Here is a 26,234-nt window from a genome sequence, read left to right as displayed (position 1 = left end):
GTGGCCACCCGTGACCCGGTCGTCGACCTGCGGCGCATCGCGTTCCTGCTGGAGCGGTCGCACTCCTCGACCTACCGGGTGCGCGCGTTCCGCACCGCGGCCGCGGTGCTGTCCGGCCGGGACGACCTGGACAGCCTGGCCAAGGGACGAGGGCTGACCAAGCTCAAGGGTGTCGGCGACACCACGGCGCGCTGCGTGCTGCAGTCACTGGCCGGCGAGGAGCCGGAGTACCTGCGCGAGCTGGAGGCGGAGGCGGTGTCGGGCTCGGCGTCGGGTGGCGGTTCCGGTTCTGGTTCCCGCTCCGGGGCGTCGACGATCCCGGCGATTCCCGAGCTGGTGGGGGACGGCGCGGCGCTGCGGGCGGCGTTGCGCGGTGACTGCCACACCCACTCCGACTGGTCCGACGGCGGCTCGCCGATCGAGGAGATGGCGCTGACCGCCCGCGACCTCGGTCACGAGTACCTGGTACTGACCGACCACTCGCCCCGGCTGACCGTGGCCAACGGACTGTCCGCCGAGCGGCTGCGCCGGCAGCTGACCGTGGTGGCCGAGCTGAACACCCGGCTGGCCCCGTTCCTCATCCTGACCGGGATCGAGGTGGACATCCTGGACGACGGCGCGCTGGACCAGTCCGAAGAACTGCTGTCGTCACTGGACCTCGTCGTGGCCTCGGTGCACTCGAAACTGCGGATGCCGGCGGCGGAGATGACCGAGCGGATGCTCACCGCCGTGGCCAACCCGCACGTGGACGTTCTCGGGCACTGCACCGGTCGGATGGTGACCGGCAACCGCAAGCGCCCGGAGTCGGAGTTCGACGCGGCGGCGGTGTTCGATGCCTGCGCCGAGTACGGGGTGGCGGTCGAGGTGAACTCCCGCCCGGAGCGGCTGGACCCGCCGAAGCGGCTGCTCCGCCAGGCCGTTGCCGCCGGCTGCCGGTTCTCCGTGGACACCGACGCGCACGCGCCCGGACAGCTCGACTGGTTGCCCTACGGCTGCGCCAGGGCCGCCGACTGCGAGGTGCCCCCGGACCGGGTGCTCAACACGCTGACCGCCGCCCAACTGCTCGACTGGACCCGCCGCAACCACTGACCCCGCCCCGCCTACCTCCCGCGAGTCGGGGATTTCAGCACCCTGTGTCGGGGTTTTCGGCACACGGTGTCCGGGTTCTTGTCAGTACTCGTAGGCCTCGACCGGCTCGGGGATGGGCTCCGCGTCGAGCACCTGGACGCTCGGCGTGTACCCGTCCGCCACGGTGGCGCTGCCCGGGAGCAGCCGGGCGCGCAGCCGCAGCCAAGTGCCGGACGGCAGGTCCCGGGCAGCGCCACCGTCGGTCAGTCGGACCACCATCGGCCGGGCGTCCGCCGCGCAGCAGGTGATCACCAGGCGGGCCAGTTCGGCCGCGCCGCCCCGGTGCACCACGAAGCCGGTGAGCGTCACGTCCCGCCCGGCCAGCGAGCCGGCGCGGTCCCACACCGCGCGGGCCACGAAGTCCGACAGCCGCAGCTCGGGTGCGGCTCCGGCGGGTAGTGGCGCGAACTCCCCGCTGCTCGGCCCGGCCGCCGCGGTGACCGAGTTGCCGGCCGCCGCGCGCTGTACCGAGTCCGCGCCGAGGGCCGGCGGGGCCACCAGGAAGATCGCCAACACCGGGAGTAGGAGCAGCCACGGGCTGTGCGGTTCGTGATCGTGGCTGTGGTGCCCGGGCATCGGTCGGCCACCTCGGGCGAGCCATGCGTCGCGCAGCAGGCTGGTCGCGGCCAGCGCCAGGATGACCACCCCGGCGGCGAGCAGGTACCACTTGTTCGCCGGTTTGACGTAGCGCAGGTACAGCTCCGTGGCCGAGATCTTGATCAGCGCGCCGCCGAGCAGGACCAGCAGCACGTTCTGGGTGTCCCGCCTCACCGGGCGCCGCCCAGGGCGAGCAGGCCGGCGACGGTGCCGCAGACCGTCGCCACAACCAGCGTGGTCGGCGCGAACCGGATCGCGAAGCCGCGCCCGAAGGTGCCGGACTGCAGGGCGAACAGCTTGACGTCCACCGCCGGGCCGACCACCAGGAACACCAGCCGCGGCAGCAGCGGCAGCGAGCCGAGTGAGGCGGCCACGAACGCGTCGGCCTCGCTGCACAGCGCCAGGAGCACCGCGAGCAGTGCCATGACCACGATGCCCAGCACCAGGTGGCCGGCCAGGCCCTCCACCCAACTGACCGGCACCGCCACGTTGAGCACCGCCGAGGTGAGCCCGCCGAGTACCAGGAACCCGCCTGCCGCGACCAGGTCGTGCCGGGCGGTCTCCAGGAAATCCCACCACCGCGCGCCGCCGGAGGCAGGGTGCGCCCGCCGCCGGACCCGCTCCGCGATCCACTCCGGGCGGCCGAACCGGGCCCACAGCCAGCCCATCACGACCGCGGTGGCCAGGGATCCGGTGAACCGGGCGACCACCATCCCCGGTTCGCCCGGGAATGCCACCGCGGTGGCCACCAGGACCACCGGGTTGATCGCCGGGGCGGCCAGCAGGAAGGCCAGCGCGGCCGAGTCCGGCAGGCCCTGCCCGATCAGCCGGCGCGCGACCGGCACCGATGCGCACTCGCAGCCGGGCAGCACCGCGCCGGCGAGCCCGGCCACCGGCACCGCGAGCGCGGGCCGCCTCGGCAGTAGTCGGCCGAGCGCGGCCGGCGACACGTAGGCGGCGATCAGTCCGGACAACACCACCCCGAGCACCAGGAACGGCAACGCCTGCACGCAGACCGCGACGAACACGGTGGCCGCGATGCGCACCGTCGAGCCGTCCAGCGCCTGGGCCAGCGGCCGTTGGAACAGCAGCGCCGCGATCAGTACCGCGCTGAACACCTGCAGCGAGGTGAGCCGCGGCCGCCGGCCCCGGTCGGTCGCGCTGTTCGGGTTGGCGCTGTTCGGGCCGGTGGCTGAGTTGTCGGTGGCTGAGTTGTCGGTGGCTGAGTTGCCGGTGGCTGAGTTGTCGGTGGCTGAGTTGTCGGTGGCGGTGCCCGCGACCGGGTCGGCGACAGTCGGGCTGTCGGGGCTCGTGTTGTCGGCGGTGCCGGTGGTGGGTGCCACGGCGGTCATGCTGCCAGGGTGAGGTGGGCCGCCGGGGCAGATTCGCCGGAGTCGCCGCGGTTCACCCCACCCGTGACCTAGTTGGACGGCGCGCGGCGCAGCGTTCTGGCGTAGGCGCGCAGCCGATCGGGCAGTCGGTCGGCGGTGAGAGTTCCGCCCCGCAGCCACAGGCAGAGCTCGGCGGCGTCGGCGGTGTCCCGGATCGGGCCGACCAGCACGGCGGGTCCGGACGGCTGATGTGAGGCGGTGCAGGGCTGCACGACGGCGACCCGGCCCGGGGACGCCGGCGCCGACGGGCCGCATGCCCGGCACAACACTGGGTGCGTTCACCAGCGGCCGGCTGTGGCTGGCGTTCGGCACCACGGCGGTGTTCGAGGCCGGTGTGATGGGCATGTTCAGTTACCTGGCGCCGGTGGTCACCGACGTCGCCGGGTTGCCCACCGGTGCGGTGCCACTCGTCCTGACGCTGTACGGCTTGGGCAGCCTGGTCGGCGTGCAGCTGGGCGGGCGGCTCGCCGACGCCTATCCCTGGGCGACGCTCTACCTCAGCCTGGGCGTGCTGGTCCTGGTGCTCGCCGCGGTGGCCGCCGCCTCGTCGGCCCCGTGGGTCCTGCTGGCCGGCGCCTTCGTGTTGGGGGTCGCGGTGTTCGTCGCGGCGACGCCACTGAACGCCCGGGTGTTCGCGCTGGCCGGCCCGGCGCCGACGCTGGCGAGCGCGTCCAACGCGTCGGCGTTCAACGTCGGCAACACCATCGGACCGTGGCTGGGCGGGCTGGTTATCAGCGCCGGGTTCGGCTTCCGGATGCCGTCGGCGGTGGCGGCGGTCCTCGTCGGCGGAGCGCTCGGTCTCGGCCTGCTCTCCCGCGCGCTGGACGCGAGGGTGGCCCGCCGGGAGGTGTCGGCGGTCGAGGCGATGGCCTGCCGCACGTAGCGGTCCCCGGCCTGGGCCCGCACACACCGGGTGCGGGCCGCACAGACGCCGCGGCCTCTGTGCGGCCCGCGGCAGGTCTGTGCGAGCCGCAAAGGCAGGTGCACAGGCGGCGGCGGTGGCGCGCCGTGACCAGTGCGCGGGTCAGAGGCGATTGCGGTAGGCGCGCAGCTGCTCGGCGGTCTCCTCGGCGGCGAACACCGAGGCGAACTCCTGCACGCTGATCGCCGTGCCGGTGGCCAGTGCGGTGTTCTGCCAGACCTCGAACAGCCGTTTCTGGGACGCTGTCGCGGTCGGGGTGTGCCCGGCGACCTTGGCCACCCACTCCTCGGTGGCCTCGGTCAACCGCTCCGGCTCGACCACCGCGTTGCACAGCCCGCTCGCGGCGAATCGGTCCACCGGGTAGAGGTCGCCGGTCAGGATCATCTCCTTGGCCAGGCTCAACCCGACGAACTGCGACAGCAGCGCCGCGTCGGCCACCGACGGGATGCCCACCTTGATCTCGGGCAGCCCGAAGGACGACCGGGTCGTGACCACCCGCAGGTCGCAGGCCAGGGCGAGCTCGAAACCGACGCCGAGGCAGTACCCGTCCACAACGCACACGGTGGCCACCGGCGCGGTCCGCACCGCGGCCAGCATCTCGCGCAACCCGGCGATGAACGTCCGCGCCGAGTCGGGGGTCAGCCCGTCGAAGCTGTCCACGTGCATACCGGCTGTGAACGCCCGATCGCCCGCGCCGCCGAACACCACCGCGCGCACCCCGTCGGGCAGCTCCATGGCCGCACTCAGCGCCTGGATGTCCGCCGGCCGCAGTGCGTTGAGCTTGGCCGGCCGGTTCAGCGTCACGCGCAGCACGGCGCCGCCCCGCTCGACAGCAACGCCCACCGCATCGACTGACGCCGCGGCTGAAGGCTCGGCTGAAGCAGCTGAAGGCTCGGCTGAAGCTCCGGATGGGGGCCCGGCCGCGGACTCGAGGGAGGACAACAAAGGGCTCCGTTCAGTGTCAGGTACGGCTGACGATAGGCCGGTCCGATCGTCCACAGTTTCTCGACGCTCCGATCGCTGCCAGTCGGCTGTCAACCCCTGTCATCCGGAAGTATCGAACCCCGCGCAGGTCCTTCGTTGGTCAAACCAAGGGGTTTTGCTGCCTCGGATCGCCGCGTAGCGTGACGGTGTTCACATCGTTGGATCAAGCTCACAAGCGGAGCGATCAAGGGGGTCGAGGGTGCGGCGCGGCGCCTCGGCCTGTCCTGAGGCAGACCGAGCTACGGAGGGCTGACAATGAAGTCGATCTTCTTCCACCTGATGCCGTACCGCGACCTACCGGCGGATTTCGAGACCAGGTACGAGAGCATCTGGGTCACTCCGCCGAACACCGAGCTCTGCGACCCGGAGAAGGTCGCCCAGTACTACGACTGGAACCTCGACGAGCTGGAGCTGGCCGACCGGCTCGGCTTCGACGGCGTCGGGGTCAACGAGCACCACCAGAACGGCTACGGCTTCATGGCTTCGCCGAACCTGATGGCCGCCGCGCTGGCCCGCCGCACCCCGAACAACAGCGCGATCATGGTGCTGGGCAACACCCTGGCGCTCTACTCACCGGCCACCCGGGTGGCCGAGGAGTTCGCCATGCTCGACGTGCTGTCCAAGGGGCGGCTGGCCGCCGGGTTCCCGGTCGGCACCTCGATGGACGTCAACTTCTGCTACGGGGTCACCCCGACGCAGACCCGGGCTCGCTTCCGGGAGGCCGAGGAACTGATCATCAAGGCCTGGACGCAGCAGGGCCCGTTCAGCTTCAACGGCCAGTTCAACCAGCTGCGCTACGTCAACCCGTGGCCGCAGCCGCTGCAGAAGCCGCACCCGCCGGTGTGGCTGGCCGGCGGCGGCTCGGTCGAGACCTGGGACCTGGCGGCCCGGCGCGACTACACCTACAGCTACCTGAGCTTCTTCGGTGCCAAGTTCGGCAAGAAGCTGATGGACGGGTTCTGGACCCGGATGGCCGAGCTGGGGGTGGACCGCAACCCGTTCCGGGCCGGGTTCGCGCAGCTGATCTGCGTCTCGGAGACCGACGAGCGCGCCGAGCAGGAGTACCTGGAGCACTGCTCGTACTTCTTCAACAAGTGCCTGCATGTCCCGGCCTACTTCATGACGGCGCCCGGCTACCGGACCCGCAAGAGCGCCGAGTTCGCGATCCGGACCAACCAGCCGGGGGACCTGGCGGCCGCCGCGGCGCTGGAGAAGAACTGGAAGACCCTCGTCGACGAGGGGTTCATCATCGCCGGCAGCCCGGCCACCGTGGCGGACCGGCTGATCGAGCTGGCCAAGACGCTGCGGGTGGGCAACCTGCACGCGCTGCTGCAGATCGGCTCGATGCCGCACGAGCTGACCAAGAAGAACATCACCCTGTTCGCCGAGGAGGTCATCCCGAGGATCCGGCACATCTGGGACGCCGAGGGCTGGGAGCACAAGTGGTGGCCCAAGGGTGCGGCCGAGAGGAGCGCCAGCGGAACGAGCATCAACACTGCTCGGTCCGCCAGACCCGCCGCGAGCCAGGCCTGAGGGAGGATCATGACTACCGAGCCGATGAGCGCGGCGACCTCGCTGCCGCCGCACGTCACCGAGCGGCTGGTGCCGGCCCTGGGCGGCCGGGTCCAGGCCAGGGTGCTGGTGGCCGGGCGGGGTGATCCGGTGCTGTTCCTGCACGGCGCCGGCGGGCTGATCTGGGACCCGTTCCTGGAGGCGCTGTCCGCCGGGCACACCGTGTACGCGGTGGAGCACCCGGGCGCCGCCGACGCCGACGCGCTGGAGCAGCTGCGCGGGATCTGGGAACTGGTGCTGTTCTACGACGAGCTGTTGGACGGGCTCGGGCTGGACGTCGTGTCGGTGGTGGGCCACTCGTTCGGCGGCATGGTGGCCGCGGAGCTCGCCGCCAACAGCCCGCGCCGGGTCTCCCGGCTGGTGCTGATCGCGGCGATCGGGCTGTGGCGTGACGACACCCCGATCCCGGACCTCGCCGCCATCCCGGCGGAGTCGCTGCCCGGCCTGGTGCTAGCGGATCCGACCGGCCCGCTGGCCGAGCTGCTCACCCCGCCGGCCGACGACCCGAGGGCACTGTTCGAGGCCGCCCAGCGGATGGCCAGCATCCTGCACTTCATCTGGCCGATCCCGGACAAGGGGCTGCGCCACCGGATCCACCGGGTGTCCGCGCCGACCTTGCTGGTCTGGGGGGAGCGGGACGCAATGGTGTCGCCGGTGTACGCGCGGGAGTACGCCGGGCTGCTGCAACGGTCCGAGACGGTGCTCGTCGCGGACGCCGGGCACCTTCCGCAGCTGGAGCAGACCGAGCGGGTGCGGGAGGCAGTGCTCGACTTCCTGGACCGCCCGGCCGCCGAGCTCCCGGGCGCTTGACGTTCGCGCAGGTCAGAGCCCATGAGTGGCGAGTGGTCCGATAGGACCACTCGCCACTCACGGGGGTGCGGGGTGCTCAGGCCAGCGGGAGGCGCTTCACGATGCGCGCGGCGACCCGCCCGGCCCGGCGCCAGCCGGTCGGCCCGGCGCCGCTCGCTACGGTGAGCGCGGGCGCGTGCTCGGGCAGTGTGCTGTGGTGCACCGCCACCCCGCCGGCACGGTCCAACCCGATGCCCACCTGGAGCCGGGACCGGCCGGCGGCCAGGTACGCCAGCCCGGTCGCGGCACCGGAGGTCAGCTCGCCGACCGACTCCGGGCCGTCCGCGGTCTCCACGTCGACGGGCACTCCTTCCTCCTCCGCGCCGGCGCACACCTCATGCAGCAGCCGGGCGTCGCTGCCGGCGTCCAGCAGCACGATCGACGGCGGCACCGCGACGATCGGGGCGGAGGTGATCGGGGCGGAGGTGATCGGGGCGGAGTTCACCGGCGCCTCGCGTAGGCGTCGACCAGCCCGGAGGCAACCGCGTTGCGCGGCCCTTCCGTGCCGTGCACGTTGCCGGTGCCGGTGCCGGTGCCGCAGACGATCCCGTAGCCGGCCAGCGCGTCGGCGATCAGGTCCGGGATCTCGAAGTCCAGTGCGGAACCGCCGAGCAGCACCACGAAGGACAGCGCGCGCAGGTTGCCGCCCGGCGCGACCTGGCGCAGCGCGCGCACCGCGTTGACCGCGAACACCCGACGCTTGGCCTCCCGGCGCACCCGCCGGACGTGGTCGAGGCCGTGCCTGGTGTCCACCGGGGCGGGGCCGTCCGGTCCGAGCGTCACGACCTTGGCGAACACCGAGGGCGGCAATGGTTCGGCATGGAACTGAACCGTTCCGTCTTCGTGGCGGACCCCCACCGGACGGCTGCTGGCCGGCGAGCCGTACGGGTGGTGGCCGGACCGGGTCGAGCTGGCCGAGGGCGTCGACAGTGTGGTGCTGGCCGGCGGCCGCGAGATGGTGGTGGAGCGGCTCGCGGAGGGCTACCTGCTGCGCGAGCCGAGGAACCGCACTGACAGCGCGGCGACCGCGACCCGCCCGCCCGCCGCGCTGTCCCTGCGTTTCCTCGGCGACGGCACGCCGACCATGCTGCTCAACGGCCGGTCGCTGCCGCTTACGCTACGGCTCGCCGAGCTGCTCACCGTGCTGTCACTGCACCCGGAGGGGCTCACCGGGGAGCGGCTGGGGCGGCTGCTCTACGGGGACGACGGCAACCAGGCCACCGTGCGCGGCGAGATCCACCGGCTCCGCGCGCTGATCGGTACCGACGTGCTGACCACCCGGCCGTACCGGCTGGCCGCCGCCGTGGACAGCGACTTCGGCTCGGTGCGCAGGGCGCTGCGGGTGGGGCGGGTGGAGGACGCGCTGCGCGCCTGCCGGGGCCCGCTGCTGCCGAGGTCCGAGAAGCCGGAGATCCGCGAGCTGCGCGACGAGCTGACCGCCGGCCTGCGCGGGGCGGTACTGGAGGCGCAGGACGTCGACCTGCTGCACGCGTTCGCCGGCGACCCGTTGGCGGCCGGCGACCTGGAGGTGCACGAGCGGTTGGTCGAGCTGCTCCCGCCGGGCGACCCTCGGCTGGGCCCGGTGCTGTTCCGGCGGGCACGGTTGCGGCGGGACTGGGGACTCGGCCCCGCCCGGCGCTGAGGGCCCCGCGTGTCGGTAGGGGTCGACGTCTGTGCAGACCAGAGATCGTGAGTGGCGAGTGGTCCGGTAGGACCGCTCACCACTCACGGGCTATCGGGACGTGGCCGCGGCGAAGTCGACCAGGGCGGCGTTGGTGATCTCGGGGCGTTCCTGCTGGATCCAGTGCCCGGCGCCGGCCACGAGCTCGAAGTGGCGCAGGTTCGGCAGCAGGGTGCGCAGGTACTCCTCCAGCGTCGAGGTGTCGTACCAGGCGATCACCGGGTCGCGGTCCCCGCCGAGGAACAGTGCCGGCGGGCTGATCCGGGCGCCCTCCCACGGTGCGCTGAGCGCCCAGTTGCGGTCGATGTTGCGGTACCAGTTCAGCGGGCCGGAGAAGCCGGACTCGGCGAACTCGCCCGCGTAGGTGTCGATGTCCGCCTCGGTCAGCCAGCCGGGCAGCTCGGTCGGGCTGAGCCAGCTCTCGGCGAAGCGCTCGCCCTCCGGGACCACCAGCCGGCGCACCTGGGGGTTGTCGCCGGAGATGCCGAACAGGACGCGCCGGAACGACTCGGTCAGGTCGGACTCGAAGTCCTTCTCCACGCCCGGCTGCTGGAAGTAGAGCTGGTAGTAGGTGTCGCCGAAGCGGCCGCGCGCCGCCGTCAGGGTGGGCACCGGGGTGCGCGCGGTGAACGGCACGCTGAGCCCGGCCACGCCGCGCACGAGGTCCGGGCGCAGCAGGGCGGTGTGCCAGGCCACCGGGGCGCCCCAGTCGTGCCCGATCACTGTCGCGCTCTGCTCGCCGAACGCGCCGATCAGCCCGACGACGTCTCCGACCAGGTGCATCATCGTGTAGTCCGCGACGGCCGGCGGGCTGTCCGTGCCCGGGTACCCGCGCTGGTTCGGCGCGACCGCGTGGAAGCCCGCATCGGCGAGCGCCCGCAGCTGGTGTCGCCACGAGTACCAGCACTCCGGGAAACCGTGCAGTAGCACCACGAGCGGACCGGTGCCGGCCTCGGCCACCCGCATCCGCAGCCCGTTTACCTGGACAAACCGGTGATTGATCTCTGTCACAACCCGACCCTACCCAGCGCCGGACAACCCCGGGCTACGGTGCCGCGACCTCTGGTGGTCGCGCCGACGACCGGTTCAGGTCGGCTGGCCGGCGAGCTTGGTGAGCAGGGCGGTCAGCTGACCGCGCTCGACGTCGCTGAGGCGGCTGAGCAGCTCCTCGTTGAGGTGGTCCACCGTCGGCGTCATGGCCGCGAGCAGCTCCTCGCCGCGCGGTGTCAGGTGCAGTTGGCGGCGCCGCCGGTCGTCGGGGTGCACGTCCCGGGTGAGCAGCCCGCGCCGCTGCAGCCGGTCCAGCATCGCGGTCACCGTCGCCTTGTCGGTCCCGGTGAACTGGCCCGCGGCGGCCTGGTCGAGCCCGGGGTTGGCCGCGACCGCGCGCAGGATCGCGTACTGCGGCTTGGTGACGTCGCGCACGCCGGGCTCGGTGAGGCGTTCGGCCCACCGGGTGCCGTGCTCCTGCAGGACGACCCGCAGCAGGTGGAACACCGAGTCCCGCGGCGAGCTGGCGATGCGAGGGTCCATGCACCCATGCTAGTTTGTAGGCATACCGTTCGTAGACGAACTAATTCACAGGAGCTGACAGGGGGTGGGTCATGAGGTTGGTGGTGGCGATGACCGGCGCGACCGGGGCGGTGCTGGGCGTCCGGCTGCTCGAGGTCCTGCGCGACATGCCGGAGGTGGAGACGCACCTCGTGCTCAGCACCTGGGCGCGCTCCACGATCTCCCTCGAAACCACGCTCGCGGTCTCCGAGGTGGCCGAGCTGGCCGATCACGTGTACCGGCCCAACGACCAGTACGCGGCCATCTCGTCCGGCTCGTTCCGCACCGACGGCATGGTCGTCATCCCATGCAGCATGAAGACGCTGGCCGGTATCCGGGTGGGCTACGCGGACGGCCTGATCGGCCGCGCCGCCGACGTCACGCTGAAGGAGCGGCGGAAGTTGGTGCTGGTGGCCCGGGAGACGCCGCTGTCGGAGATCCACCTGGAGAACATGCTGGCGCTGACCCGGATGGGCGCCGTGGTGCTGCCCCCGGTGCCGGCCTTCTACAACAAGCCGGACGGCGTCTTGGACATCGTCGAGCACATCGTGAGCCGGGTGCTCGACCAGCTGGACCTGCCCGCCCCGGGGGCCCGCCGGTGGACCGGTCTCGACCGCGTGAGCGGAGATGCCCGCTGATGGCATTCGACGACCTGCGGCAGTTCCTGGCCGCGCTGGACGACTCGGGCCAGCTGCTGCGGATCTCCGAGCAGGTGGCGGCGGAGCCCGACCTGGGTGCGGCGGCCGCGGCGGCGGCCCGGCTCGGCGACACCGCGCCCGCGCTCTACTTCGACAACATCGCCGGCTTCAGCCCCGCCACCCCGGCACGGGTCGCGCTGAACGTGCACGGCTCCTGGCGCAACCACGCGCTGGCGCTCGGCCTTGACCCGGCCACCTCGGTGCGGGACCAGGTCGCCGAGTTCGCCCGCCGGTGCGCCCAGTTCCCGGTCAAACCGGTGTAGCGGGACGCGCCGCCGTTCCTGGAGCACGCGGTGCGGGGGGCGCGGGTCAACCTGTTCGACGTGCTGCCGCTGTTCCGGCTGAACGTGGGTGACGGCAGCTTCTTCCTGGACAAGGCGGCGGTGATCTCCCGGGATCCGGCCGACCCGGAGAACTTCGCCAAGCAGAACGTGGGCATCTACCGGCTGCAGGTCAAGGGACCGCGCACGATCGGGCTGCAGCCGGTGCCGATGCACGACATCGCCCTGCAGCTGACCGTTGCGGAGGCTGACGGGCAGGACCTCCCGGTGGCGATCGCGCTGGGCAACGACCCGCTGGTGACGATCGCGGCCGGCATGTCGCTGAAGTACGACGAGTCCGAGTACGAGATGGCCGGCGCGCTGCGCGGTGAGCCGGTCCCGCTGGCGGTGGGCCCGGAGACCGGGCTGGACGTGCCGTGGGGCTGCGAGGTGCTGCTGGAGGGGCGGGTGCTCGGCGGGCGCCGGGAGTTCGAGGGACCGTTCGGCGAGTTCACCGGGCACTACTCGGGCGGTCGGAAGATGCCGCTGATCGAGATCGACCGGGTGTCCTACCGGCGTGACCCGATCTTCGAGTCGCTCTACCTCGGCAAACCGTGGACCGAGATCGACTACCTGGTCGGGCCGGCCACCTGCGTCCCGCTGCTGCATCAGCTGCGGGCGGAGTTCCCCGAGGTGCAGGCGGTGAACGCGATGTACACGCACGGCCTGCTGGCGATCATCTCCACCCGGCGGCGCTACGGCGGTTTCGCGCGTTCGGTCGGGCTGCGCGCGCTGACCACCCCGCACGGACTCGGCTACTGCAAGATCGTGATCATGGTGGACGAGGACGTCGACCCGTTCAACCTGCCGCAGGTGATGTGGGCGCTGTCCACCAAGGTCAACCCGGCCGGCGACCTGGTCCAGCTGCCGAACATGCCGGTGGTGGCGCTGGATCCGAGTGCGAGCCCGCCGGGGATCACCGACAAGCTGGTCATCGACGCCACCACGCCGGTCCCCCCGGACGCCAGGGGCCACTTCGACCAGCCGGTGACCGACCGGCCGGAGACCGGCGAGTGGGTGCGCCGGCTCACCGCGATGTTGAGCGACCGGGCGAACGGAGCGACCCGTGGCTGAGCGGGCCGGTGCTGAGCGGGCCGGTGCTGAGCCAACCGTTCCGGACCCCGCCGAGTGCCCACGCTGCGCCGCGCCGGGGTTGGCGCGATTGGCCGTCTCGCCGGTGCCGGACGCCTGGGTAGTCTGGGCGTGCCGGCGTTGTTCGTACTCCTGGCGCTCCTCCGAGCCGCCCCTGAACAGCTCCCGGGCGCATTACCCCGGTCAGTTCCGGCTGGTCGCGTCGGACATCGACAGCGCGTCGGAGGTCCCGGCGGTTCCGGAGCGCTCGCAGCTTCCTGGCATCCTGTAGCTACAAGCCGCTAGGCTGCCGTCGAGTAGCAGCGTTGCTCGTCGATGAGGAGTCCTGGATGAAGGCCGTCGTGTACGACCAGCCGAGGAGCTTCACGGTCAAGGAGGTCGCGGAGCCCCACGCCGGCCCCGGTGAGGTACGGCTGCGCATCGTGCTGGCCGGCGTCTGCGGCACCGACGGGCACCTGCACCAGGGCGAGTTCGACCCGGTGTACCCGCTCACCCCCGGGCACGAGATCGTCGGCGAGGTCGACGAGGTCGGCGAGGGTGTCACCGAGGTGCGCGCCGGCCAGCGCGTGTGCCTGGACAACATGCAGGCCTGCGGCATGTGCACGAGCTGCCGTCGCGCCCGGCCGCAGTACTGCGCCTCGGCGGTCATGCAGGGGGTGAACGTGCCGGGCGGCTTCGCCCAGTACATCGTCGCCCCCGCCGGCAAGTGCCACCCGGTGGACGACCTGGCGCCCGAGGTCGCCGTGCTGGCCGAGCCGACCGCCTGCGTCATGCACGGGCTGGACCTGCTCGAGCTGCGCCCGGGCAGCGACGTGCTGGTCTTCGGCGCCGGCCCCACCGGGCTCGTGCTGGCCCAGCTGCTGCGCTACGTCGGCGCGTCCCGGGTGACGGTGGCCGCGCCCACCGCGTTCAAGCTCGAGGTGGCCAAGCGGCACGGCGCCGACGAGATCGTGCAGATCGACCGCGCCGACCCCGGCGCCTCCATCCAGCGGCTGCGCGAGCTGGCGCCGGAGGGTTTCGACGTGGTGGTCGACGCGACCGGCACGGTCGCCGTGCTGAGCCGCTGCGTCGAGCTGACCCGCGACGGCGGCACGGTGTTCGTCTACGGCATGACCGAGGAGGCCGCCGAGCTAACGGTGTCGCCGTACGAGATCTTCCGCAGGGAGCTGGTGCTCAAGGGCTCGTTCTCCCAGGCCTACAGTTTCGACCGGGCGATCGCGGCGCTGCGCGGCGGCCGGGTGCGCACCGAGGGGATCGTCACCCACCGGTTCGGGCTGGACGACTACGGCGCGGCGTTGGCCGCACTCGCGGACAGCGCCTGTATCAAGGCAGTGATGCAACCGTAGGGTGCCAGTGTTTCCACGTCGCTCGGGCTGGCCGGCTCCCGGACCAGGACGGCCCGGCTCAGGACAGCCCAGTTCAGAACAGCCCGGTTCAGGAGAGTCCGGTTCGAGGAAAGGGAGGGCGATGCTCACGAGTTCGACCGGTGGGCGCATCGACCGCTCCTCGCCGCTGCCCTACTACCACCAGCTCAAGCAGCTGCTGGTGCGGGAGATCAGCCGGCGCGGGCTGAACCCCGGCGACCTGCTGCCCGGCGACCATGCGCTCTGCGAAACCTACGACGTGTCCCGCACCGTGGTCCGCCAGGCGCTGACCGAGCTGGAGTTCGAGGGCGTCATCGAGCGGGTCAAGGGCAAGGGCACCTTCGTCGCCCAGCCCAAGACGGCGCAGGGCCTGGTCCAGTCCCTCACCGGCCTGTTCGAGGACGTCGCGGCCCGGGGCGGGCACCTGCGCAGCGAGGTGCGCACGCTGCGGGTGGTGCCGGCGGACAGCCACATCGCCCAGGAGCTGCGCATCGAGCCGGACACCCCGGTGGTGCTGCTGGAGCGGCTGCGTTTCGTCGAGGAGCTGCCCTGGGTGCTGACGGTGACGCACCTGCCGCACGACCTGGTGCCCGGTCTGGAGTTCGAGGACCTGACCAACCAGTCGCTCTACGCGCTGATGGAGAGCCGGTACGGGGTCGTACTGGTCCGGGGTCGCCGCTCGGTGGAGGCCACCCTGGCCGGGCAGGTGCTGGCCGACGCGCTGGACGTGCCCGCCGGGGCCGCCGTGCTGACCCTGCGCAGCCTCAGCGTGGACGCCCAGGACCGGCCGGTGGAGAGCTTCGTCGCCTACCACCGCGGTGACCGCAGCCGCTTCGAGGTCGACCTGGTGCGCGAGGCCAACGCGCACCCGGTGCGCCCCTCGATGATCGTGACCGGTGGCGAGGAGCAACCGCCGGACGGACTCAACGCGAGCTGAGCCGCCCGTCACCGCAGGCTGAGCAGCCGCGCCGGGTTGGCCGCCAGCAGCAGGTCGGTGACCTCGGCGCCGAGCCTGGCCAGCACCCGGGGCAGGAAACGCACCGGCAGGTAGTCCAGCCCGGGCAGACCGCCGTAGGCCCGGTACCGGGACCGGCGTGCCACGTCGCCGCCGAGCACGAGCCGGGCCGGGTCACCGGTCGCCGCGACCCGTTCCAGGCAGTCCAGGATCGCCGAGTCGGGCGCGTCCCGGTGCCGGGCCATACCGTCGTAGCCGAGGTAGGCGCCGGCCCGGGTGAGCTCGGCGTGCAGCCCGGGGTCGGGGTTGCGGTCGGCGTGCGCGAGCACCACTCGGTCGGCCGGCAGTCCGCCGCCGGCGAGCGCGGCGAGCACCTCCCAGGCCGCCGACCCGTGTTCCAGGTGCACCATCACCGGCGCTCCGGTGCGTCCGGCCGAGGCGGCCGCGGCGGCCAGTACCCGGCGCTCGAACGGGTCGATCCGCCAGTAGCCGACGCCGGCCTTGACCATCCCGGCGCGCACCGGTTCCCCGTCCGGGGCACGGGCCGGCTCGCCGCGCCGCTCGGTGTCGCGCGCCGGCAGCCCCGCCAGCACGTCGGCGGTGAAGCGGTCGGTCAGGCTCGCCTCGGTGGCCTCGGGCAGCCAGTGCCCCGGCGGGTAGTGCTCACGGCGGTGACCTCCGGTCACGTGCACCACGGTGAGGCCGGTGGCCGCGCTGATCCGGGCCACCTCGGCCGGCCGGCGGCCCAGCCCGGTGGGGGTGGCCTCGACCATCGCGGCGATCCCGGCCACGCGCAGGGTGGCCGCCTCGGCCCCGCTGGCCGCCTCGTCGTCGAGCTCGTCACCGGGCAGCAGCGGGGATACCTGGAACAGGTGCTCGTGGTAGTCGCAGCGGCCCAGGCTCGCGGCCGGTACGTCCCCGAGCACGGTGCGGACCGTCGTCCCCGCCGCAGTGCCCGGAAGTTCGCTCACAGCCGGTCGAACCACGGCTCGAGGCGCCGGTAGGCGTCCATGAACAGCTCGTACTCGCCCAGGTAGCGCCGATGCGCCGACTCGTCCGGTCGGCACTCCAGGGTGCGGCGCGACATCCGCCTTGCGATGTCGAAGCCGTCGAACATCCCGACGCCGACGCCGCCCACCACGGCGGCACCCAGCGCGGTGGCTTCGTCGACCAGGTTGCGCCGCCACACCGGGATGCCCCACAGGTCGGCGAAGATGCGCAGCAGCGGCTCGGAGTTGGCCGCGCCGCCGATCGCGTCGATCCGCTGGATGGCCGCGCGGTGTCCGGCGCCGGTCTCCCGGAAGGCGAGCAGCCCGGTGTAGAGGTTGAACGCCACCCCCTCGACCACCGCCCTGGTCAGGTGCTCGGGGCCGTGGTGGCGGGCCAGGCCGGCGAACACGGCGCGGGCCCTCGGGTTCCAGTACGGCGAGCGCTCGCCGAGCAGGTGCGGCAGGAAGTACAGCCCGTCCTGCGCCGCCGGCACCTCGGCGACCCCGGCGAGCAGCCGCTGGTAGCTGGTCTCGTCGCCGGGTGCCAGCGTCTCCATGATCCACTGCAGCGACGCGCCGCCGGCCTGCATCGTCGCCGTCGGCACGTAGCGGCCGGGGACCACGTGGTTGAAGCTCATGGTGCGCATCAGCGGGTCGTGCAGCGGCGCATCGGCGGCCAGCGACACCCAGGACGACGAGCCCAGATAGGCGTAGGCGCCGTCGGCCGCGTCGACGATCCCGGCGCCGAGGGCGCCCATCGGCCCGTCCCCGCCGCCCAGCACCACCGGGGTGCCCTCGCTCAGCCCGGTCCGGGCCGCCGCCGCGGCGCTCACCTTGCCCACCACCGTGGTGGACGCGACCACCTCGGGGAACAGCGCCCGGTCCAGCCCGGCGGCCTCGATCAGCTCGCCGGACCAGCCGGCGGCGGCCTGGTCGTAGGCGTTGGTGCTGCTCGCGTCGGACGGGTCGGTGACCACCGTGCCGGTGAGCCGGTGCACGATGAAGTCCTTGGCCAGCAGCAGGTGCCGGGCCCTGGCGAAGACCTCCGGCTCGGTGTGCCGCACCCACATCACCTTGGTCAGCGAGTAGGTGGGGTTCAGCCGGTGGCCGGTGATCCGGTAGCCGGCGTCCATGCCGATCCGGTCGATGAGCTGGTCGGTCTGCGCGGTGGAGCGGGTGTCCGCCCAGATGATCGCCGGCCGGACCGGGTCACCGGCGCCGTCCACCAGCACCGCGCCCATCATCTGCCCGGAGAACGACACGCCGGCGACCTGCGCCGCGGCGCCCGGTACCTGCTCCAGCAGCGCCCGGGTGGCCGTGCACACCGCGTCCCACCAGGCCTCGGCGTCCTGCTCGGCCTTGCCCCGGGGCCCGAAGTCGACCGGGTAGCCGGCGGTGGTGCTGGCCACCACCGCGCCGTCGGCGTCCACCAGCGTCGCCTTGTCCCCGGTGGTGCCGAGATCGTGGGAGATGATCACTTGGCGGCGCTCCTCGGTCGCTCGGGTGGTCGGCTCGGTGCGGCTCAGCTGGGTCGGCGGGGATCGGCAGGGCTCAGCGGCGGGGCTCAGCGCAGCGAGAAGCCGCCGTCGATCAGCAGCTCCGTGCCGCAGCAGAACGCGGCGTCCTCGCCGAGCAGGTACTCCACCGCCCGGGAGATCTCCAGCGGGGTACCGAACCGGCCCAGCACGGTCTCCGCCAGCCACTGCCCGTGCATCTCGGTCTTCAGGCTGTTCAGCGGGGTGTTCACGTAACCGGGGGAGACGGCGTTGATCCGCACCCCGCGCGGGCCCCACTCCACGGCCAGCGACCGGGTGAGCGCGCTGACCCCGGCCTTGGAGGTGTTGTAGGCGCACTGGCGCTGCGGGTGGTTGACCACCGCGTTGCCGGACATGGACGCCACGTTGACGATCGCGCCGCCGCCCCTGGCGAGAAGCTCGCGGCCGAACTCCCGGCAGGTCAGGAACACCCCGCGCAGGTTCACCTCGAGCACCGCGTCGAACTGGGCCAGCGACATGTCCTCCGCCGCCACGTTGTCCTCGACGATGCCGGCGCAGGTCACCAGGTCGACGGGGCGGTCGTCGTCGGCGTACAACGCGGTGACCGCGGCCGCCACCGACTCCTCCGAGGTGAGGTCGGTGGCGATGCCGCGCACACCGGCGGGCAGCCGGTCCAGCCCGCGCAGGTCGAGCCCGTACACCTCGGCGCCCTGTTCGGCGAGGCTGGCGCAGATCACCAGGCCGATTCCGCCGGTGGCACCGGTCAGGGCGATCCGTCGTCCTTGGAAGCGCGTCATCGCGCCGACCCCCAGGTTCTCAGTGGGGCCTGTGCCCCGGGCAGCTCATGGTGCCTGCCCGGCGCTGTCGGCCCCGCGTCGCCGTCCCGTGTCCCAACCCTGGCCTGACGCCAGGGCTGGCGCCAGCCCGTTCTGATGTAGTACTACTAGCTCACTGCGACACGAAAGCGCAAGAAAGAGCGAAGATCACTTGTCCAGCGGGTGAACTCAGTGATCCAGGGCACTAATAATGACGGCGTGGAAGTACCTGTCTGTAGTAGCACTACAAGTGGGGGATCTCTTGATGGCGGCAGTTCCGTCCATTCCCGAGCCCGGCGCGTTGCTCGTCGGCCTGGACGGCTCGCTGGGCGGTCGCACCAGCGGGTACGACAAGCGGCTCGGCGAGATGACCGGCGTGTACCGGGACTCGGCGGCACTGGCCGCGGCGACGGCCCAGCACGGCACGGAGCACCTGGTCTACCGGGTGCAGGAGCACCGGTCCGGCGTCGGTGCCGGTGCGTTGGTCATCGGTACCAGCACGTTGCTGCCCGGCCGCTACGGCGACGAGTTCGCGGTCACCCGGGGTCACCTGCACCGCAAGCCGGACCGCGCCGAGCTCTACCACTGCCTCAGCGGGTCCGGGGTACTGCTGATGGAGGCGCTGGACGGCCGCGGCCGCGCGGTGCCGCTGACCCCGGGCGCCGCGGTGCACGTGCCGGGACACTGGGTGCACCGCAGCGTGAACGTCGGTGACGTGCCGCTGGTGACGCTGTTCTGCTACCCGGAGGACGCCGGCCAGAACTACGAGATCATCGGCGCCGCCGGCGGGATGGCCCAGCTCGTCGTCGACGACGGGGCAGGCGGCTGGACCACCCGGGCAAACCCCGACCACCTCGGCTACCGGGCGGTGGCGGCATGACCGAGCTGTTCGGTCGGATCGAGGCCCTCGCCGTGGTACCGGTCGTAGAGATCGAGGACGTGGCCCGTGCGGTGCCGCTGGCCCGCGCGCTGGCCGAGGCGGGTCTGCCCGTCCTGGAGGTCACCTTCCGCACCCCGGCGGCCGAGCGCGCGGTGGCCGCGATCGCCGCCGAGCTGCCCGACTTCCTGCTCGGCGCGGGCACCCTGCTCACCCCGGAGATGGTCACCACCGCCGAGGCGGCCGGTGCCCGGTTCGGCGTCGCGCCGGGGTTCAGCGCCGCCTGCCTGGACGCCGCCGAGGAAGTCGGCCTGCCGTTCATCCCGGGAGCGGTCACCCCGAGCGAGGTGACCGGCTGCCTGGCCGCCGGCGCCCGGCACGTCAAGTTCTTCCCGGCCGGCGTCAGTGGCGGCGTGCCCGCGCTGGCCGCGTTGGAGGCGCCGTTCGGACCGGCCGGCGTGCGCTTCATGCCCACCGGCGGGGTCGGCCCCGGCAACGCCGCCGAGTACCTGGCCCGGCCGGGCGTGTTCGCCGTCGGCGGCACCTGGATCGCGCCGCGCGCGGACATCTCGGCCGGGCGTTGGGAGCTGATCGCCGAGCGCGCCAGGGCGGTGGTCGAACTGCGCACGGCCGCCGCCGTCAACGGTGGGGGGCGCTGAGGTGGACGCCCACGGCCTGGACCGGTCGGTGCTGGACCACACGGCGCCCGACCACACGGCGCCGGATCACACTGCGCCCGATCACACTGCGCCCGACCACACTGCGCCCGACCACACTGCGCCGGATCACACGGCGCTGGACCCGGCGCCGGGTGAACTGCCGCAACCGGCGCGGCGCCCGACCATGTACTTCATCGGCGTCACCACGGGGCGCTCGTCCATCCGCACGGTGTTCCCGCGCTGGGCCGACGCGCTGGGTCTCGGTGACGTGCCACTGGTCGGAATCGACCTGCCGCCGCACGCGCCGGCCGCCGACTACCGCCGGGTGGTGGAGTTCATCGCGGCCGACCCGCTCAGCGTGGGCGCCCTGGTCACCACGCACAAGATCGACCTGTACCTGGCCTGCCAGGACCTGTTCGACGAGATCGACCCGCTGGCGAGGCTGATGGGCGAGGTCAGCTCGCTGTCCAAGCGGGGCGGCCGGCTGGTCGCGCACGCCAAGGACCCGATCTCCTCCGGGCTGGCCATCGACGCGTTCCTGCCGCCCGGGTACTGGGCGCGGACCGGTGCCGAGGCCTTCCTGATGGGCGCGGGCGGGTCGGCCATCGCGATCAGCTGGTACCTCACCCGCCCGGAGCGCGGCGCGGACCGGCCGAGCCGGATCGTGGTGTCCAACCGGGGCGTCGGCCGGCTGGACACGCTGAGCCGGGTGCATGCCGAGCTGGGCACCGACGTCGAGGTGCGCACCGTGTACACGCCCGGACCGGGGGACAACGACGCCGTGCTGGCCGGGTTGGCCGCCGGCTCACTGGTGGTCAACGCCACCGGGCTGGGCAAGGACGCCCCGGGGTCGCCGCTGACCGACGCCGCGCGGTTCCCCGCCGACGCGGTGGCCTGGGACCTGAACTACCGGGGCGATCTGGTGTTCCTGGACCAGGCACGGGCGCAGGGCGTGCACCTGGAGGACGGCTGGGTGTACTTCCTGCACGGCTGGACCCAGGTCATCGCCGAGGTGTTCGACGTGGTCATCCCGACCGCCGGCCCGCGCTTCGACGAGCTCGGCACCATCGCCTCGGCGGCCCGGCGGTGACCTGTGCGATGGCGCTGCCGATGCCCCGGGTGCTGATCACCCCCCGGTCGCTGACCCAGGCCGGGTTGTCCGCCATCCCCGAGCTGGACCCGTTGCGTGAGGCCGGCTTCGAGCTGGTCACCGGGCCGGCAGGGCGGCTGCCGGCGGAGTCGGAGCTGCTCGAGCTGGTGCCCGGCTGCGTCGGCTGGCTGGCCGGCGTGGAGAAGATCGGTGCCGACGTGCTGGACGCGGCCACCGACCTGCGGGTGATCAGCCGCAACGGCACCGGGGTGGACGCGGTGGACCTGGCCGCCGCCAGCAGGGCCGGTATCCGGGTGGAGCGGGCGGTCGGCGCGAACGCCAGGGGGGTGGCCGAGCTGACCGTGGCGCTGGTGCTCGGCGCACTCCGCCAGCTGCCCTGGTCGGCGGCCGCCGTGCGCGCCGGGGGCTGGCGGCGCTGGCCGGGCCGCGAGTTGGCCGAGTGCCGGGTCGGCGTGGTGGGTCTCGGCGCGGTGGGTGCCGAGGTGGCCGAGCTGTTCGCCGCGCTGGGCGCCGAGGTGCTGGGCTACGACCCGGCCGTGGCGCCGGCCGAGGGCTCGCTGGTCCGCGCGGTCGGCATGGACGAGCTGTTGGCCGGCGCGGACGTGGTGACGCTGCACGCGCCGCCCCCGCCGGACGGTCGACCGCTGTTGGACGCGGCGCGGCTGCGCACCGTGGCGCCGGGCGCGGTGCTGGTGAACACCTCGCGGTCCGCGCTGGTCGACGACGACGCGGTGCTCGCCGCGCTGAACTCCGGAGGCCTCACCGCCTACGCGGTGGACGCCTTCGACGCCGAACCCCCGGAGCTCACCGACCTGCTGCGGCACGAGCGGGTGATCGCCACCCCGCACCTGGGCGGGTACACCGGCGCGAGCGTGCGCCGGTCCACCGAGCAGGCCGTGCACAACCTGCTCACCGTGCTGGACACCGGCTGTGAGGAATGACCATGCCTGACCCCACGCATGACCCCACCGATGCGCCGCTGCTGGAGCAGCTCACCGGCGGCCTGGAGCGGATGCGCCCCTCGGAGCGCAAGGTCGCCTCGGCGGTGCTGGCCGACCCGGACCGCGCGCTGACCTACAGCATGGCGGCGCTGGCCGAGGCCGCCGGCGTCAGCGAGCCGACCGTGATGCGGTTCTGCACCGGCCTCGGTTTCGCCGGGTTCCAGTCGTTCAAGCTCGGGCTGGCCCAGGCACTGGCCATCGGGATACCGGTGACCCACTCCGCGATCGCCCCGGACGACTCGGTCGAGGCGATGGCCAGCAAGATCTTCGACCACACCCTGAGCAGCCTGGACCGCGCCCGCCGCGCGCTGGACACGGCCCGGCTGACCGAGGCGGTGGACGTGCTGGTCGGCGCCCGCAACGTGCTGTTCGTCGGCCTCGGCGCCTCCGGGATCATCGCGCAGGACGCGGCGCAGCAGGGTGTGCTGTTCGGGGTGCCCTGCTCGGCCCCGGTCGACGTGCACCAGCAGTACATGGCGGCCTCCATGTGCGGGGCCGGCACCGTCGTCGTGGCCGTGTCCAACACCGGGCGGACCACCTCGGTGCTGGAGGTGACCGAGCGGGCCAAGAAGAACGGCGCCACGGTGCTCGCGGTGACCGGCGGGCCGGGGCCGCTGGCCGAGCTGGCCGACGTGGTGCTGGTGCTGCGCACGTTCGAGGACACCGACATCTACACCCCGACGGTGAGCAGGCTGGCCGGCCTGGTCCTGGTGGACATCCTGGCGACCGCGGTCGCGGTCCGGCGCGGCCCGGAGCACCTGGAGCGGCTCCGCGAGATGAAGGAGGCGCTGTCCGCGTTCCGGGGCAGCTCGGACACCCCGATCTCTTGACATCCTGTAATTACAAGTGCTTTCTGATGCACGAGGAGGTGCGGCCCGTGGACGACGTCGACCGTGGCTCGCCGGGCCTGGCCGGGCGGCAGGGCTTCGATCTTGCGGTGAAGGTTGCCACCGGTGCCTTCGATCCGAAGACACTGGCACCCATGACCCACAACCGCACGACCTACCCCCGCATGACCTGCCCCGGGGCGGCCGGCATCGGCTGCCAGAACGTGACCGCTCCCGTCAACCCGGGCGGCGTGCTCTGATGGCCGGCGTACTGGACACCTTCCGGCTGGACGGCCGCACCGCACTGGTGACCGGCGGCAACCGCGGCCTCGGCAAGGCCTTCGTACTCGCACTGGCCCAGGCCGGGGCCACGGTGGCACTGGTCGCCAGGGACGCGGAGCGCAACGCCGCCGTGGTCGCCGAGGCCGCCGCCGAGGGCTTCGAGGTGCTCGCCATCTCCGGCGACATCGCGGCCGGCGCCGACGTCGACCGCGCGGTGGCCACCGCCGCCGCCGAGCTGGGCGGCCTGGACATCCTGGTCAACAACGCCGGCACCTGCATACACAACCCGTCCTGGGACGTCACCGACGACGAGTGGGACTCGGTGTTCGACCTCAACGTGCGGGCGCTGTGGAAGTGCAGCCGCGCGGCCGGCGGCTACATGAGGGAGCACGGCGGCGGCACCATCGTGAACGTCGGCTCGATCTCCGCGATGATCGTCAACCGGCCGCAGTGGCAGCCCGCGTACAACGCCTCGAAGGCGGCCGTGCACCAGCTGACCAAGTCGCTGGCCGCCGAGTGGGCCCCGGTCGGGATCCGGGTCAACGCGGTGGCGCCGGGTTACGTCAGCACCGAGATGGCGCCGGTGCACAAGCCGGAGTTCCAACAGCACTGGATCGAGGACGTACCGCAGAAGCGCGCGGCCGAGCCGGCCGAGATCGCCCCGACCGTGGTCTTCCTGGCCAGCGACGCGTCGTCGTTCATGACCGGCTCCGTGCTGGTCGTGGACGGCGGCTACACGGTCTATTGAGCAGCGGGAGGCAGTGATGAGCACCGAGCGTCCGGCCGCGATGCGGCAGGTGGTGGTGAACTCCGCGGCGGACATCCAGGTCGAACGGGTGCCGTGGCCGGGTGCGCCGGCCGAGCGGGAGGTGCTGGTCCGGAGCCGGCTGGTCGGCATCTGCGGCTCCGACACCCACGCCTGCGCCGGCGAGCACCCGTTCATGCCGCTGCCCTACCGGCCGGGGCACGAGGTGGTCGGTGTGGTCGCGGCGGTCGGCCCGGGGGTGGACGACCTCGCCGAGGGCGACCGGGTGGTGCTGGAGCCGAACCTGGTCTGCGGCAAGTGCCGGCAGTGCCTGGACGGGCGCTACAACATCTGCCGCAACCTGGCCGTGTTCGGCTGCCAGACCGTCGGCGCGATGGCGGACGAGTTCGTGGTGGCCGCCGACCGGTTGCACCGGCTGCCGGACGGCCTCTCCTTCGAGCTCGCCGCGCTGATCGAGCCGCTGGCCACCCCGGTGCACGCGGTGCGCCGGGCCGGCATCGGGCCGGGCAGCCGGGTCGCCGTCCTCGGTGCCGGGCCGATCGGTCTGCTGGCGCTGGTGGCGGCCAGGGCGGCCGGCGCCGAGGTGGTCGTGGTGACCGACGTGCTGGCGGCCAAGCGGGACCGGGCGCGGCGGCTCGGCGCCGACGCCGCGCTGGACGCCACGGACGCCGACCTGGTCGAGCAGGCCCGCCGCGCGCTCGGTGACGGGGCCGACGTCGTGCTGGACTGCGTGGCCATCCAGAGCTCCATGACCCAGGCCGTCGAGCTGGTGGACAAGGGCGGCACGGTGCTGGTCGTCGGCATCGCGGCCGGCCCGACCACCATCCCGCTGCACCTGGTGCAGGACCGGGAGATCTCGGTGATCGGCAGCCTCATGTACGTGCGGCAGGACGTTCAGCGGGCCATCGACCTGCTGGCCGGCGGCGCGGTCGGCGCCGACGACCTGCTCACCGCGACCTTCCCGCTGGACCGGGCGGCCGAGGCGTTCGCGGCCGCCATCGACCCGGAGCAGGTGAAAGTGCTCGTCTCGGTCGACGGCGGGACCGGAGCGCGCTGACCGTGCGCGCCCCGACCCGGCCGGCGCCGGCCCGCCCCGGTCCGAACCGTCCTGTTTCCACTCGTCCCGATCCATCCCGTCCGCGCCGGCTGCCGCCGGCCAAACCTTGAGGGGCTCGATGATGAGTACTCCGAACCGACGTTCGCGGCCCGGCCGGGTGTGGTCGCGGCGGGCCCGTCTCGGCGTGGCCTGCCTCGGCCTGGTCGCGCTGGCCGCCACCGGCTGCTCCTCGGCCAGTGAGAGCAGCCCGAACCAGGGCAAGCCGGTGAACGCCAAGGACCTGGTGCTGGTGCAGGCGATCCGCAGCCTGTCCAACCCGTACCACGCGGAGTGGGCCAAGGGCGGCGAGATGTTCGCCGCCTCGGTGGGCCTGCCGGTGCAGACGCTGACCGACGGTGGCGACTCGCAGCAGCAGCTCAACCAGATCAAGTCGGTGCTGTCCAGCGGCAAGACCGTGGTGCTCAACGCCGACCCGAACACCACCTCGGACACCCAGGCCATCGTGCGCGCGGTGCAGGACGCCGGCGGCTTCGTGGTCACCCAGTGGAACAAGCCGGACGGGCTGACCCCGGAGCAGGTGGGCAACTCCTGGGTCGCGCACATCGGGTTCGACGGCAACACCGGCGGCTACCAGACGGCGAAGGCGCTGTTCGCCGGGATGAACAACACCGGCGGCATCATCGCGCTGCAGGGCATCCTGGACGACGTCCCGGCCAAGGAGCGCTTCGCCGGCCTGCGGAAGGCGCTGTCGGAGACCCCCGGTGTGCAGCTGCTCGACCAGCAGACCGCGCACTGGACCCGCAACGAGGCCTTCCAGGTCACCCAGACACTGTTGGCCAAGCACGCCGGGCAGGTCCGGGGCGTCTGGGCGGCCAACGACGACATGGCGCTGGGCGCGATCCAGGCGCTGCGCGCGGTCGGGCTGGTCGGCAAGGTGCCGATCGTGGGCGCCAGCGACGCCGTCCCGGAGGCCCTGCAGGACATCCAGGCCGGCAACACCGGCTACCTCGCCACCGTGTCCACCGACGCCTACTGGCAGGGCGGCGCCGGGCTGGCGCTGGCCTACGCGGCGGCCACCGGCAAGTTCGACGTGGCCACCGCTCCGCCGGCGAGCCGCTCGTTCTACGGCAAGGAGTTCCTGGTGACCAAGGCCAACGTCGCCGACTTCCTCAAGACCCCGACGGCGGCCGACCTGGCCCCCGACTTCGCCAACCCGCAGGCCAGGAACGTGGGACCCCTGCAGTGAGCAC

General features: G+C 72.7%; 31 protein-coding genes. 20 read left to right on the top strand and 11 right to left on the bottom strand.

Annotation, left to right across the window (positions count from 1 at the left end; translation table 11 throughout):
- Nucleotides 1-1,089 (top strand): PHP domain-containing protein, encoded by a 1,089-nt coding sequence (locus ACTXG6_RS44300; protein ID WP_445185278.1) that lies wholly within the window; start codon nt 1-3, stop codon nt 1,087-1,089.
- Between the two features lie 81 nt (nt 1,090-1,170).
- On the opposite strand, the gene ACTXG6_RS44295 is transcribed toward ACTXG6_RS44300, so the two are convergent.
- The 3 genes from ACTXG6_RS44295 to ACTXG6_RS44285 form a co-directional block, all read right to left on the bottom strand.
- The gene (locus ACTXG6_RS44295; protein ID WP_445185277.1) at nt 1,171-1,899 is read right to left on the bottom strand and encodes a TIGR03943 family putative permease subunit; all 729 of its coding nucleotides are present in this window, start codon (nt 1,897-1,899) and stop codon (nt 1,171-1,173) included.
- Nucleotides 1,896-3,077 (bottom strand): permease, encoded by a 1,182-nt coding sequence (locus ACTXG6_RS44290; RefSeq protein WP_445185276.1) that lies wholly within the window; start codon nt 3,075-3,077, stop codon nt 1,896-1,898. Before ACTXG6_RS44290 ends, ACTXG6_RS44295 begins: the two co-directional genes overlap by 4 nt.
- A gap of 68 nt (nt 3,078-3,145) precedes the next feature.
- The gene (locus tag ACTXG6_RS44285; RefSeq protein ID WP_445185275.1) at nt 3,146-3,328 is read right to left on the bottom strand and encodes a hypothetical protein; all 183 of its coding nucleotides are present in this window, start codon (nt 3,326-3,328) and stop codon (nt 3,146-3,148) included.
- Between the two features lie 41 nt (nt 3,329-3,369).
- Here ACTXG6_RS44285 and ACTXG6_RS44280 point away from each other — a divergent pair, with 41 nt between their 5' ends.
- On the top strand, nt 3,370-3,999 hold the full coding sequence (locus ACTXG6_RS44280) for an MFS transporter (protein WP_445185274.1): 630 nt from the start codon (nt 3,370-3,372) through the stop codon (nt 3,997-3,999).
- A gap of 141 nt (nt 4,000-4,140) precedes the next feature.
- On the opposite strand, the gene ACTXG6_RS44275 is transcribed toward ACTXG6_RS44280, so the two are convergent.
- Nucleotides 4,141-4,881 carry an enoyl-CoA hydratase/isomerase family protein gene (locus ACTXG6_RS44275; protein ID WP_445185273.1) on the bottom strand — a complete coding sequence of 247 codons (741 nt, stop codon included), beginning with the start codon at nt 4,879-4,881 and terminating at the stop codon, nt 4,141-4,143.
- 396 nt (nt 4,882-5,277) lie between these two features.
- On the opposite strand from ACTXG6_RS44275, the gene ACTXG6_RS44270 reads away from it, so the two are divergent.
- Together ACTXG6_RS44270 and ACTXG6_RS44265 are read left to right on the top strand one after the other, a co-directional pair.
- A complete protein-coding gene (locus ACTXG6_RS44270; protein WP_445185272.1) occupies nt 5,278-6,555 on the top strand; it encodes an LLM class flavin-dependent oxidoreductase in 1,278 nt (425 codons plus the stop codon).
- A 9-nt stretch (nt 6,556-6,564) separates the two neighbouring features.
- Nucleotides 6,565-7,404, top strand: coding sequence for an alpha/beta fold hydrolase (locus ACTXG6_RS44265; protein ID WP_445185271.1), 840 nt, complete (start codon nt 6,565-6,567; stop codon nt 7,402-7,404).
- Between the two features lie 76 nt (nt 7,405-7,480).
- Here ACTXG6_RS44265 and ACTXG6_RS44260 read toward each other — a convergent pair whose 3' ends face one another.
- Complete coding sequence (locus ACTXG6_RS44260) at nt 7,481-7,888, bottom strand: glycerol dehydratase reactivase beta/small subunit family protein (protein WP_445185270.1); 408 nt, start codon at nt 7,886-7,888, stop codon at nt 7,481-7,483.
- A complete protein-coding gene (locus tag ACTXG6_RS44255) occupies nt 7,885-8,241 on the bottom strand; it encodes a diol dehydratase reactivase ATPase-like domain-containing protein (protein WP_445185269.1) in 357 nt (118 codons plus the stop codon). The genes ACTXG6_RS44260 and ACTXG6_RS44255 overlap by 4 nt, the downstream gene beginning before the upstream one ends.
- Nucleotides 8,242-8,374: 133 nt before the next feature.
- Here ACTXG6_RS44255 and ACTXG6_RS44250 point away from each other — a divergent pair, with 133 nt between their 5' ends.
- Nucleotides 8,375-9,085, top strand: coding sequence for a helix-turn-helix domain-containing protein (locus ACTXG6_RS44250; RefSeq protein WP_445185268.1), 711 nt, complete (start codon nt 8,375-8,377; stop codon nt 9,083-9,085).
- A 90-nt stretch (nt 9,086-9,175) separates the two neighbouring features.
- On the opposite strand, the gene ACTXG6_RS44245 is transcribed toward ACTXG6_RS44250, so the two are convergent.
- Together ACTXG6_RS44245 and ACTXG6_RS44240 are read right to left on the bottom strand one after the other, a co-directional pair.
- Complete coding sequence (locus ACTXG6_RS44245; protein ID WP_445185267.1) at nt 9,176-10,135, bottom strand: alpha/beta fold hydrolase; 960 nt, start codon at nt 10,133-10,135, stop codon at nt 9,176-9,178.
- A gap of 75 nt (nt 10,136-10,210) precedes the next feature.
- Complete coding sequence (locus ACTXG6_RS44240) at nt 10,211-10,657, bottom strand: MarR family winged helix-turn-helix transcriptional regulator (protein WP_445185266.1); 447 nt, start codon at nt 10,655-10,657, stop codon at nt 10,211-10,213.
- A 71-nt stretch (nt 10,658-10,728) separates the two neighbouring features.
- On the opposite strand from ACTXG6_RS44240, the gene ACTXG6_RS44235 reads away from it, so the two are divergent.
- From ACTXG6_RS44235 to ACTXG6_RS44210, 6 genes are all read left to right on the top strand, one after another.
- Nucleotides 10,729-11,313 carry a non-oxidative hydroxyarylic acid decarboxylases subunit B gene (locus ACTXG6_RS44235; RefSeq protein ID WP_445185265.1) on the top strand — a complete coding sequence of 195 codons (585 nt, stop codon included), beginning with the start codon at nt 10,729-10,731 and terminating at the stop codon, nt 11,311-11,313.
- Nucleotides 11,313-11,636 (top strand): hypothetical protein, encoded by a 324-nt coding sequence (locus ACTXG6_RS44230; RefSeq protein WP_445185264.1) that lies wholly within the window; start codon nt 11,313-11,315, stop codon nt 11,634-11,636. The genes ACTXG6_RS44235 and ACTXG6_RS44230 overlap by 1 nt, the downstream gene beginning before the upstream one ends.
- Before the next feature lie 18 nt (nt 11,637-11,654).
- A complete protein-coding gene (locus ACTXG6_RS44225; protein WP_445190281.1) occupies nt 11,655-12,767 on the top strand; it encodes a UbiD family decarboxylase in 1,113 nt (370 codons plus the stop codon).
- Nucleotides 12,760-13,056, top strand: coding sequence for a non-oxidative hydroxyarylic acid decarboxylases subunit D (locus ACTXG6_RS44220; RefSeq protein ID WP_445185263.1), 297 nt, complete (start codon nt 12,760-12,762; stop codon nt 13,054-13,056). The genes ACTXG6_RS44225 and ACTXG6_RS44220 overlap by 8 nt, the downstream gene beginning before the upstream one ends.
- 58 nt (nt 13,057-13,114) lie before the next feature.
- Nucleotides 13,115-14,131: a zinc-dependent alcohol dehydrogenase family protein gene (locus tag ACTXG6_RS44215; protein ID WP_445185262.1), complete on the top strand. Its 1,017-nt coding sequence runs from the start codon at nt 13,115-13,117 to the stop codon at nt 14,129-14,131.
- 121 nt (nt 14,132-14,252) lie between these two features.
- Complete coding sequence (locus tag ACTXG6_RS44210; protein ID WP_445185261.1) at nt 14,253-15,086, top strand: GntR family transcriptional regulator; 834 nt, start codon at nt 14,253-14,255, stop codon at nt 15,084-15,086.
- A gap of 8 nt (nt 15,087-15,094) precedes the next feature.
- On the opposite strand, the gene ACTXG6_RS44205 is transcribed toward ACTXG6_RS44210, so the two are convergent.
- The 3 genes from ACTXG6_RS44205 to ACTXG6_RS44195 form a co-directional block, all read right to left on the bottom strand.
- Nucleotides 15,095-16,075, bottom strand: coding sequence for a phosphotriesterase family protein (locus ACTXG6_RS44205; RefSeq protein ID WP_445185260.1), 981 nt, complete (start codon nt 16,073-16,075; stop codon nt 15,095-15,097).
- On the bottom strand, nt 16,072-17,571 hold the full coding sequence (gene xylB / locus ACTXG6_RS44200) for a xylulokinase (protein ID WP_445185259.1): 1,500 nt from the start codon (nt 17,569-17,571) through the stop codon (nt 16,072-16,074). Before xylB ends, ACTXG6_RS44205 begins: the two co-directional genes overlap by 4 nt.
- Nucleotides 17,572-17,657: 86 nt before the next feature.
- Nucleotides 17,658-18,386 (bottom strand): SDR family NAD(P)-dependent oxidoreductase, encoded by a 729-nt coding sequence (locus ACTXG6_RS44195; protein ID WP_445185258.1) that lies wholly within the window; start codon nt 18,384-18,386, stop codon nt 17,658-17,660.
- A 283-nt stretch (nt 18,387-18,669) separates the two neighbouring features.
- Here ACTXG6_RS44195 and ACTXG6_RS44190 point away from each other — a divergent pair, with 283 nt between their 5' ends.
- From ACTXG6_RS44190 to ACTXG6_RS44150, 9 genes are all read left to right on the top strand, one after another.
- Nucleotides 18,670-19,284, top strand: a complete 615-nt coding sequence (locus tag ACTXG6_RS44190) for a glucose-6-phosphate isomerase family protein (RefSeq protein WP_445185257.1) — start codon at nt 18,670-18,672, stop codon at nt 19,282-19,284.
- On the top strand, nt 19,281-19,940 hold the full coding sequence (gene eda, locus ACTXG6_RS44185; RefSeq protein WP_445185256.1) for a bifunctional 4-hydroxy-2-oxoglutarate aldolase/2-dehydro-3-deoxy-phosphogluconate aldolase: 660 nt from the start codon (nt 19,281-19,283) through the stop codon (nt 19,938-19,940). Before ACTXG6_RS44190 ends, eda begins: the two co-directional genes overlap by 4 nt.
- A 1-nt stretch (nt 19,941) precedes the next feature.
- Nucleotides 19,942-21,030, top strand: coding sequence for a shikimate dehydrogenase family protein (locus tag ACTXG6_RS44180; RefSeq protein WP_445185255.1), 1,089 nt, complete (start codon nt 19,942-19,944; stop codon nt 21,028-21,030).
- Nucleotides 21,031-21,038: 8 nt separating this feature from the next.
- The gene (locus ACTXG6_RS44175) at nt 21,039-21,992 is read left to right on the top strand and encodes an NAD(P)-dependent oxidoreductase (RefSeq protein WP_445185254.1); all 954 of its coding nucleotides are present in this window, start codon (nt 21,039-21,041) and stop codon (nt 21,990-21,992) included.
- A 2-nt stretch (nt 21,993-21,994) separates the two neighbouring features.
- Nucleotides 21,995-22,882: an SIS domain-containing protein gene (locus tag ACTXG6_RS44170; protein WP_445185253.1), complete on the top strand. Its 888-nt coding sequence runs from the start codon at nt 21,995-21,997 to the stop codon at nt 22,880-22,882.
- Between the two features lie 47 nt (nt 22,883-22,929).
- Entirely contained in the window at nt 22,930-23,139 is a 210-nt protein-coding gene (locus ACTXG6_RS44165) for a hypothetical protein (RefSeq protein ID WP_445185252.1), read from the top strand.
- Nucleotides 23,139-23,909 carry an SDR family NAD(P)-dependent oxidoreductase gene (locus ACTXG6_RS44160; protein WP_445185251.1) on the top strand — a complete coding sequence of 257 codons (771 nt, stop codon included), beginning with the start codon at nt 23,139-23,141 and terminating at the stop codon, nt 23,907-23,909. Before ACTXG6_RS44165 ends, ACTXG6_RS44160 begins: the two co-directional genes overlap by 1 nt.
- A 16-nt stretch (nt 23,910-23,925) precedes the next feature.
- Nucleotides 23,926-24,984, top strand: a complete 1,059-nt coding sequence (locus tag ACTXG6_RS44155; RefSeq protein WP_445185250.1) for a zinc-dependent alcohol dehydrogenase — start codon at nt 23,926-23,928, stop codon at nt 24,982-24,984.
- Nucleotides 24,985-25,105: 121 nt separating this feature from the next.
- A complete protein-coding gene (locus ACTXG6_RS44150; protein WP_445185249.1) occupies nt 25,106-26,230 on the top strand; it encodes a sugar ABC transporter substrate-binding protein in 1,125 nt (374 codons plus the stop codon).
- Nucleotides 26,231-26,234 lie beyond the last annotated feature (4 nt).

Source organism: Pseudonocardia sp. Cha107L01 (genome assembly GCF_052566575.1).
This window is presented reverse-complemented; position numbering and strand designations above follow the sequence as displayed.

Excerpts from the sequence above, each read along its gene's own strand:
- ACTXG6_RS44235 (WP_445185265.1), top strand. The coding sequence starts at position 10,729 with ATGAGGTTGGTGGTGGCGATGACCGGCGCGACCGGGGCGGTGCTGGGC.
- ACTXG6_RS44170 (WP_445185253.1), top strand. The coding sequence starts at position 21,995 with ATGCCTGACCCCACGCATGACCCCACCGATGCGCCGCTGCTGGAGCAG.
- eda (WP_445185256.1), top strand. The coding sequence starts at position 19,281 with ATGACCGAGCTGTTCGGTCGGATCGAGGCCCTCGCCGTGGTACCGGTC.
- ACTXG6_RS44215 (WP_445185262.1), top strand. The coding sequence starts at position 13,115 with ATGAAGGCCGTCGTGTACGACCAGCCGAGGAGCTTCACGGTCAAGGAG.
- ACTXG6_RS44175 (WP_445185254.1), top strand. The coding sequence starts at position 21,039 with ATGGCGCTGCCGATGCCCCGGGTGCTGATCACCCCCCGGTCGCTGACC.
- ACTXG6_RS44270 (WP_445185272.1), top strand. The coding sequence starts at position 5,278 with ATGAAGTCGATCTTCTTCCACCTGATGCCGTACCGCGACCTACCGGCG.
- ACTXG6_RS44240 (WP_445185266.1), bottom strand. The coding sequence starts at position 10,657 with ATGGACCCTCGCATCGCCAGCTCGCCGCGGGACTCGGTGTTCCACCTG.
- ACTXG6_RS44190 (WP_445185257.1), top strand. The coding sequence starts at position 18,670 with ATGGCGGCAGTTCCGTCCATTCCCGAGCCCGGCGCGTTGCTCGTCGGC.
- ACTXG6_RS44290 (WP_445185276.1), bottom strand. The coding sequence starts at position 3,077 with ATGACCGCCGTGGCACCCACCACCGGCACCGCCGACAACACGAGCCCC.
- ACTXG6_RS44150 (WP_445185249.1), top strand. The coding sequence starts at position 25,106 with ATGAGTACTCCGAACCGACGTTCGCGGCCCGGCCGGGTGTGGTCGCGG.
- ACTXG6_RS44160 (WP_445185251.1), top strand. The coding sequence starts at position 23,139 with ATGGCCGGCGTACTGGACACCTTCCGGCTGGACGGCCGCACCGCACTG.
- ACTXG6_RS44155 (WP_445185250.1), top strand. The coding sequence starts at position 23,926 with ATGAGCACCGAGCGTCCGGCCGCGATGCGGCAGGTGGTGGTGAACTCC.
- ACTXG6_RS44265 (WP_445185271.1), top strand. The coding sequence starts at position 6,565 with ATGACTACCGAGCCGATGAGCGCGGCGACCTCGCTGCCGCCGCACGTC.
- ACTXG6_RS44230 (WP_445185264.1), top strand. The coding sequence starts at position 11,313 with ATGGCATTCGACGACCTGCGGCAGTTCCTGGCCGCGCTGGACGACTCG.
- ACTXG6_RS44210 (WP_445185261.1), top strand. The coding sequence starts at position 14,253 with ATGCTCACGAGTTCGACCGGTGGGCGCATCGACCGCTCCTCGCCGCTG.
- ACTXG6_RS44195 (WP_445185258.1), bottom strand. The coding sequence starts at position 18,386 with ATGACGCGCTTCCAAGGACGACGGATCGCCCTGACCGGTGCCACCGGC.
- ACTXG6_RS44280 (WP_445185274.1), top strand. The coding sequence starts at position 3,370 with ATGCCCGGCACAACACTGGGTGCGTTCACCAGCGGCCGGCTGTGGCTG.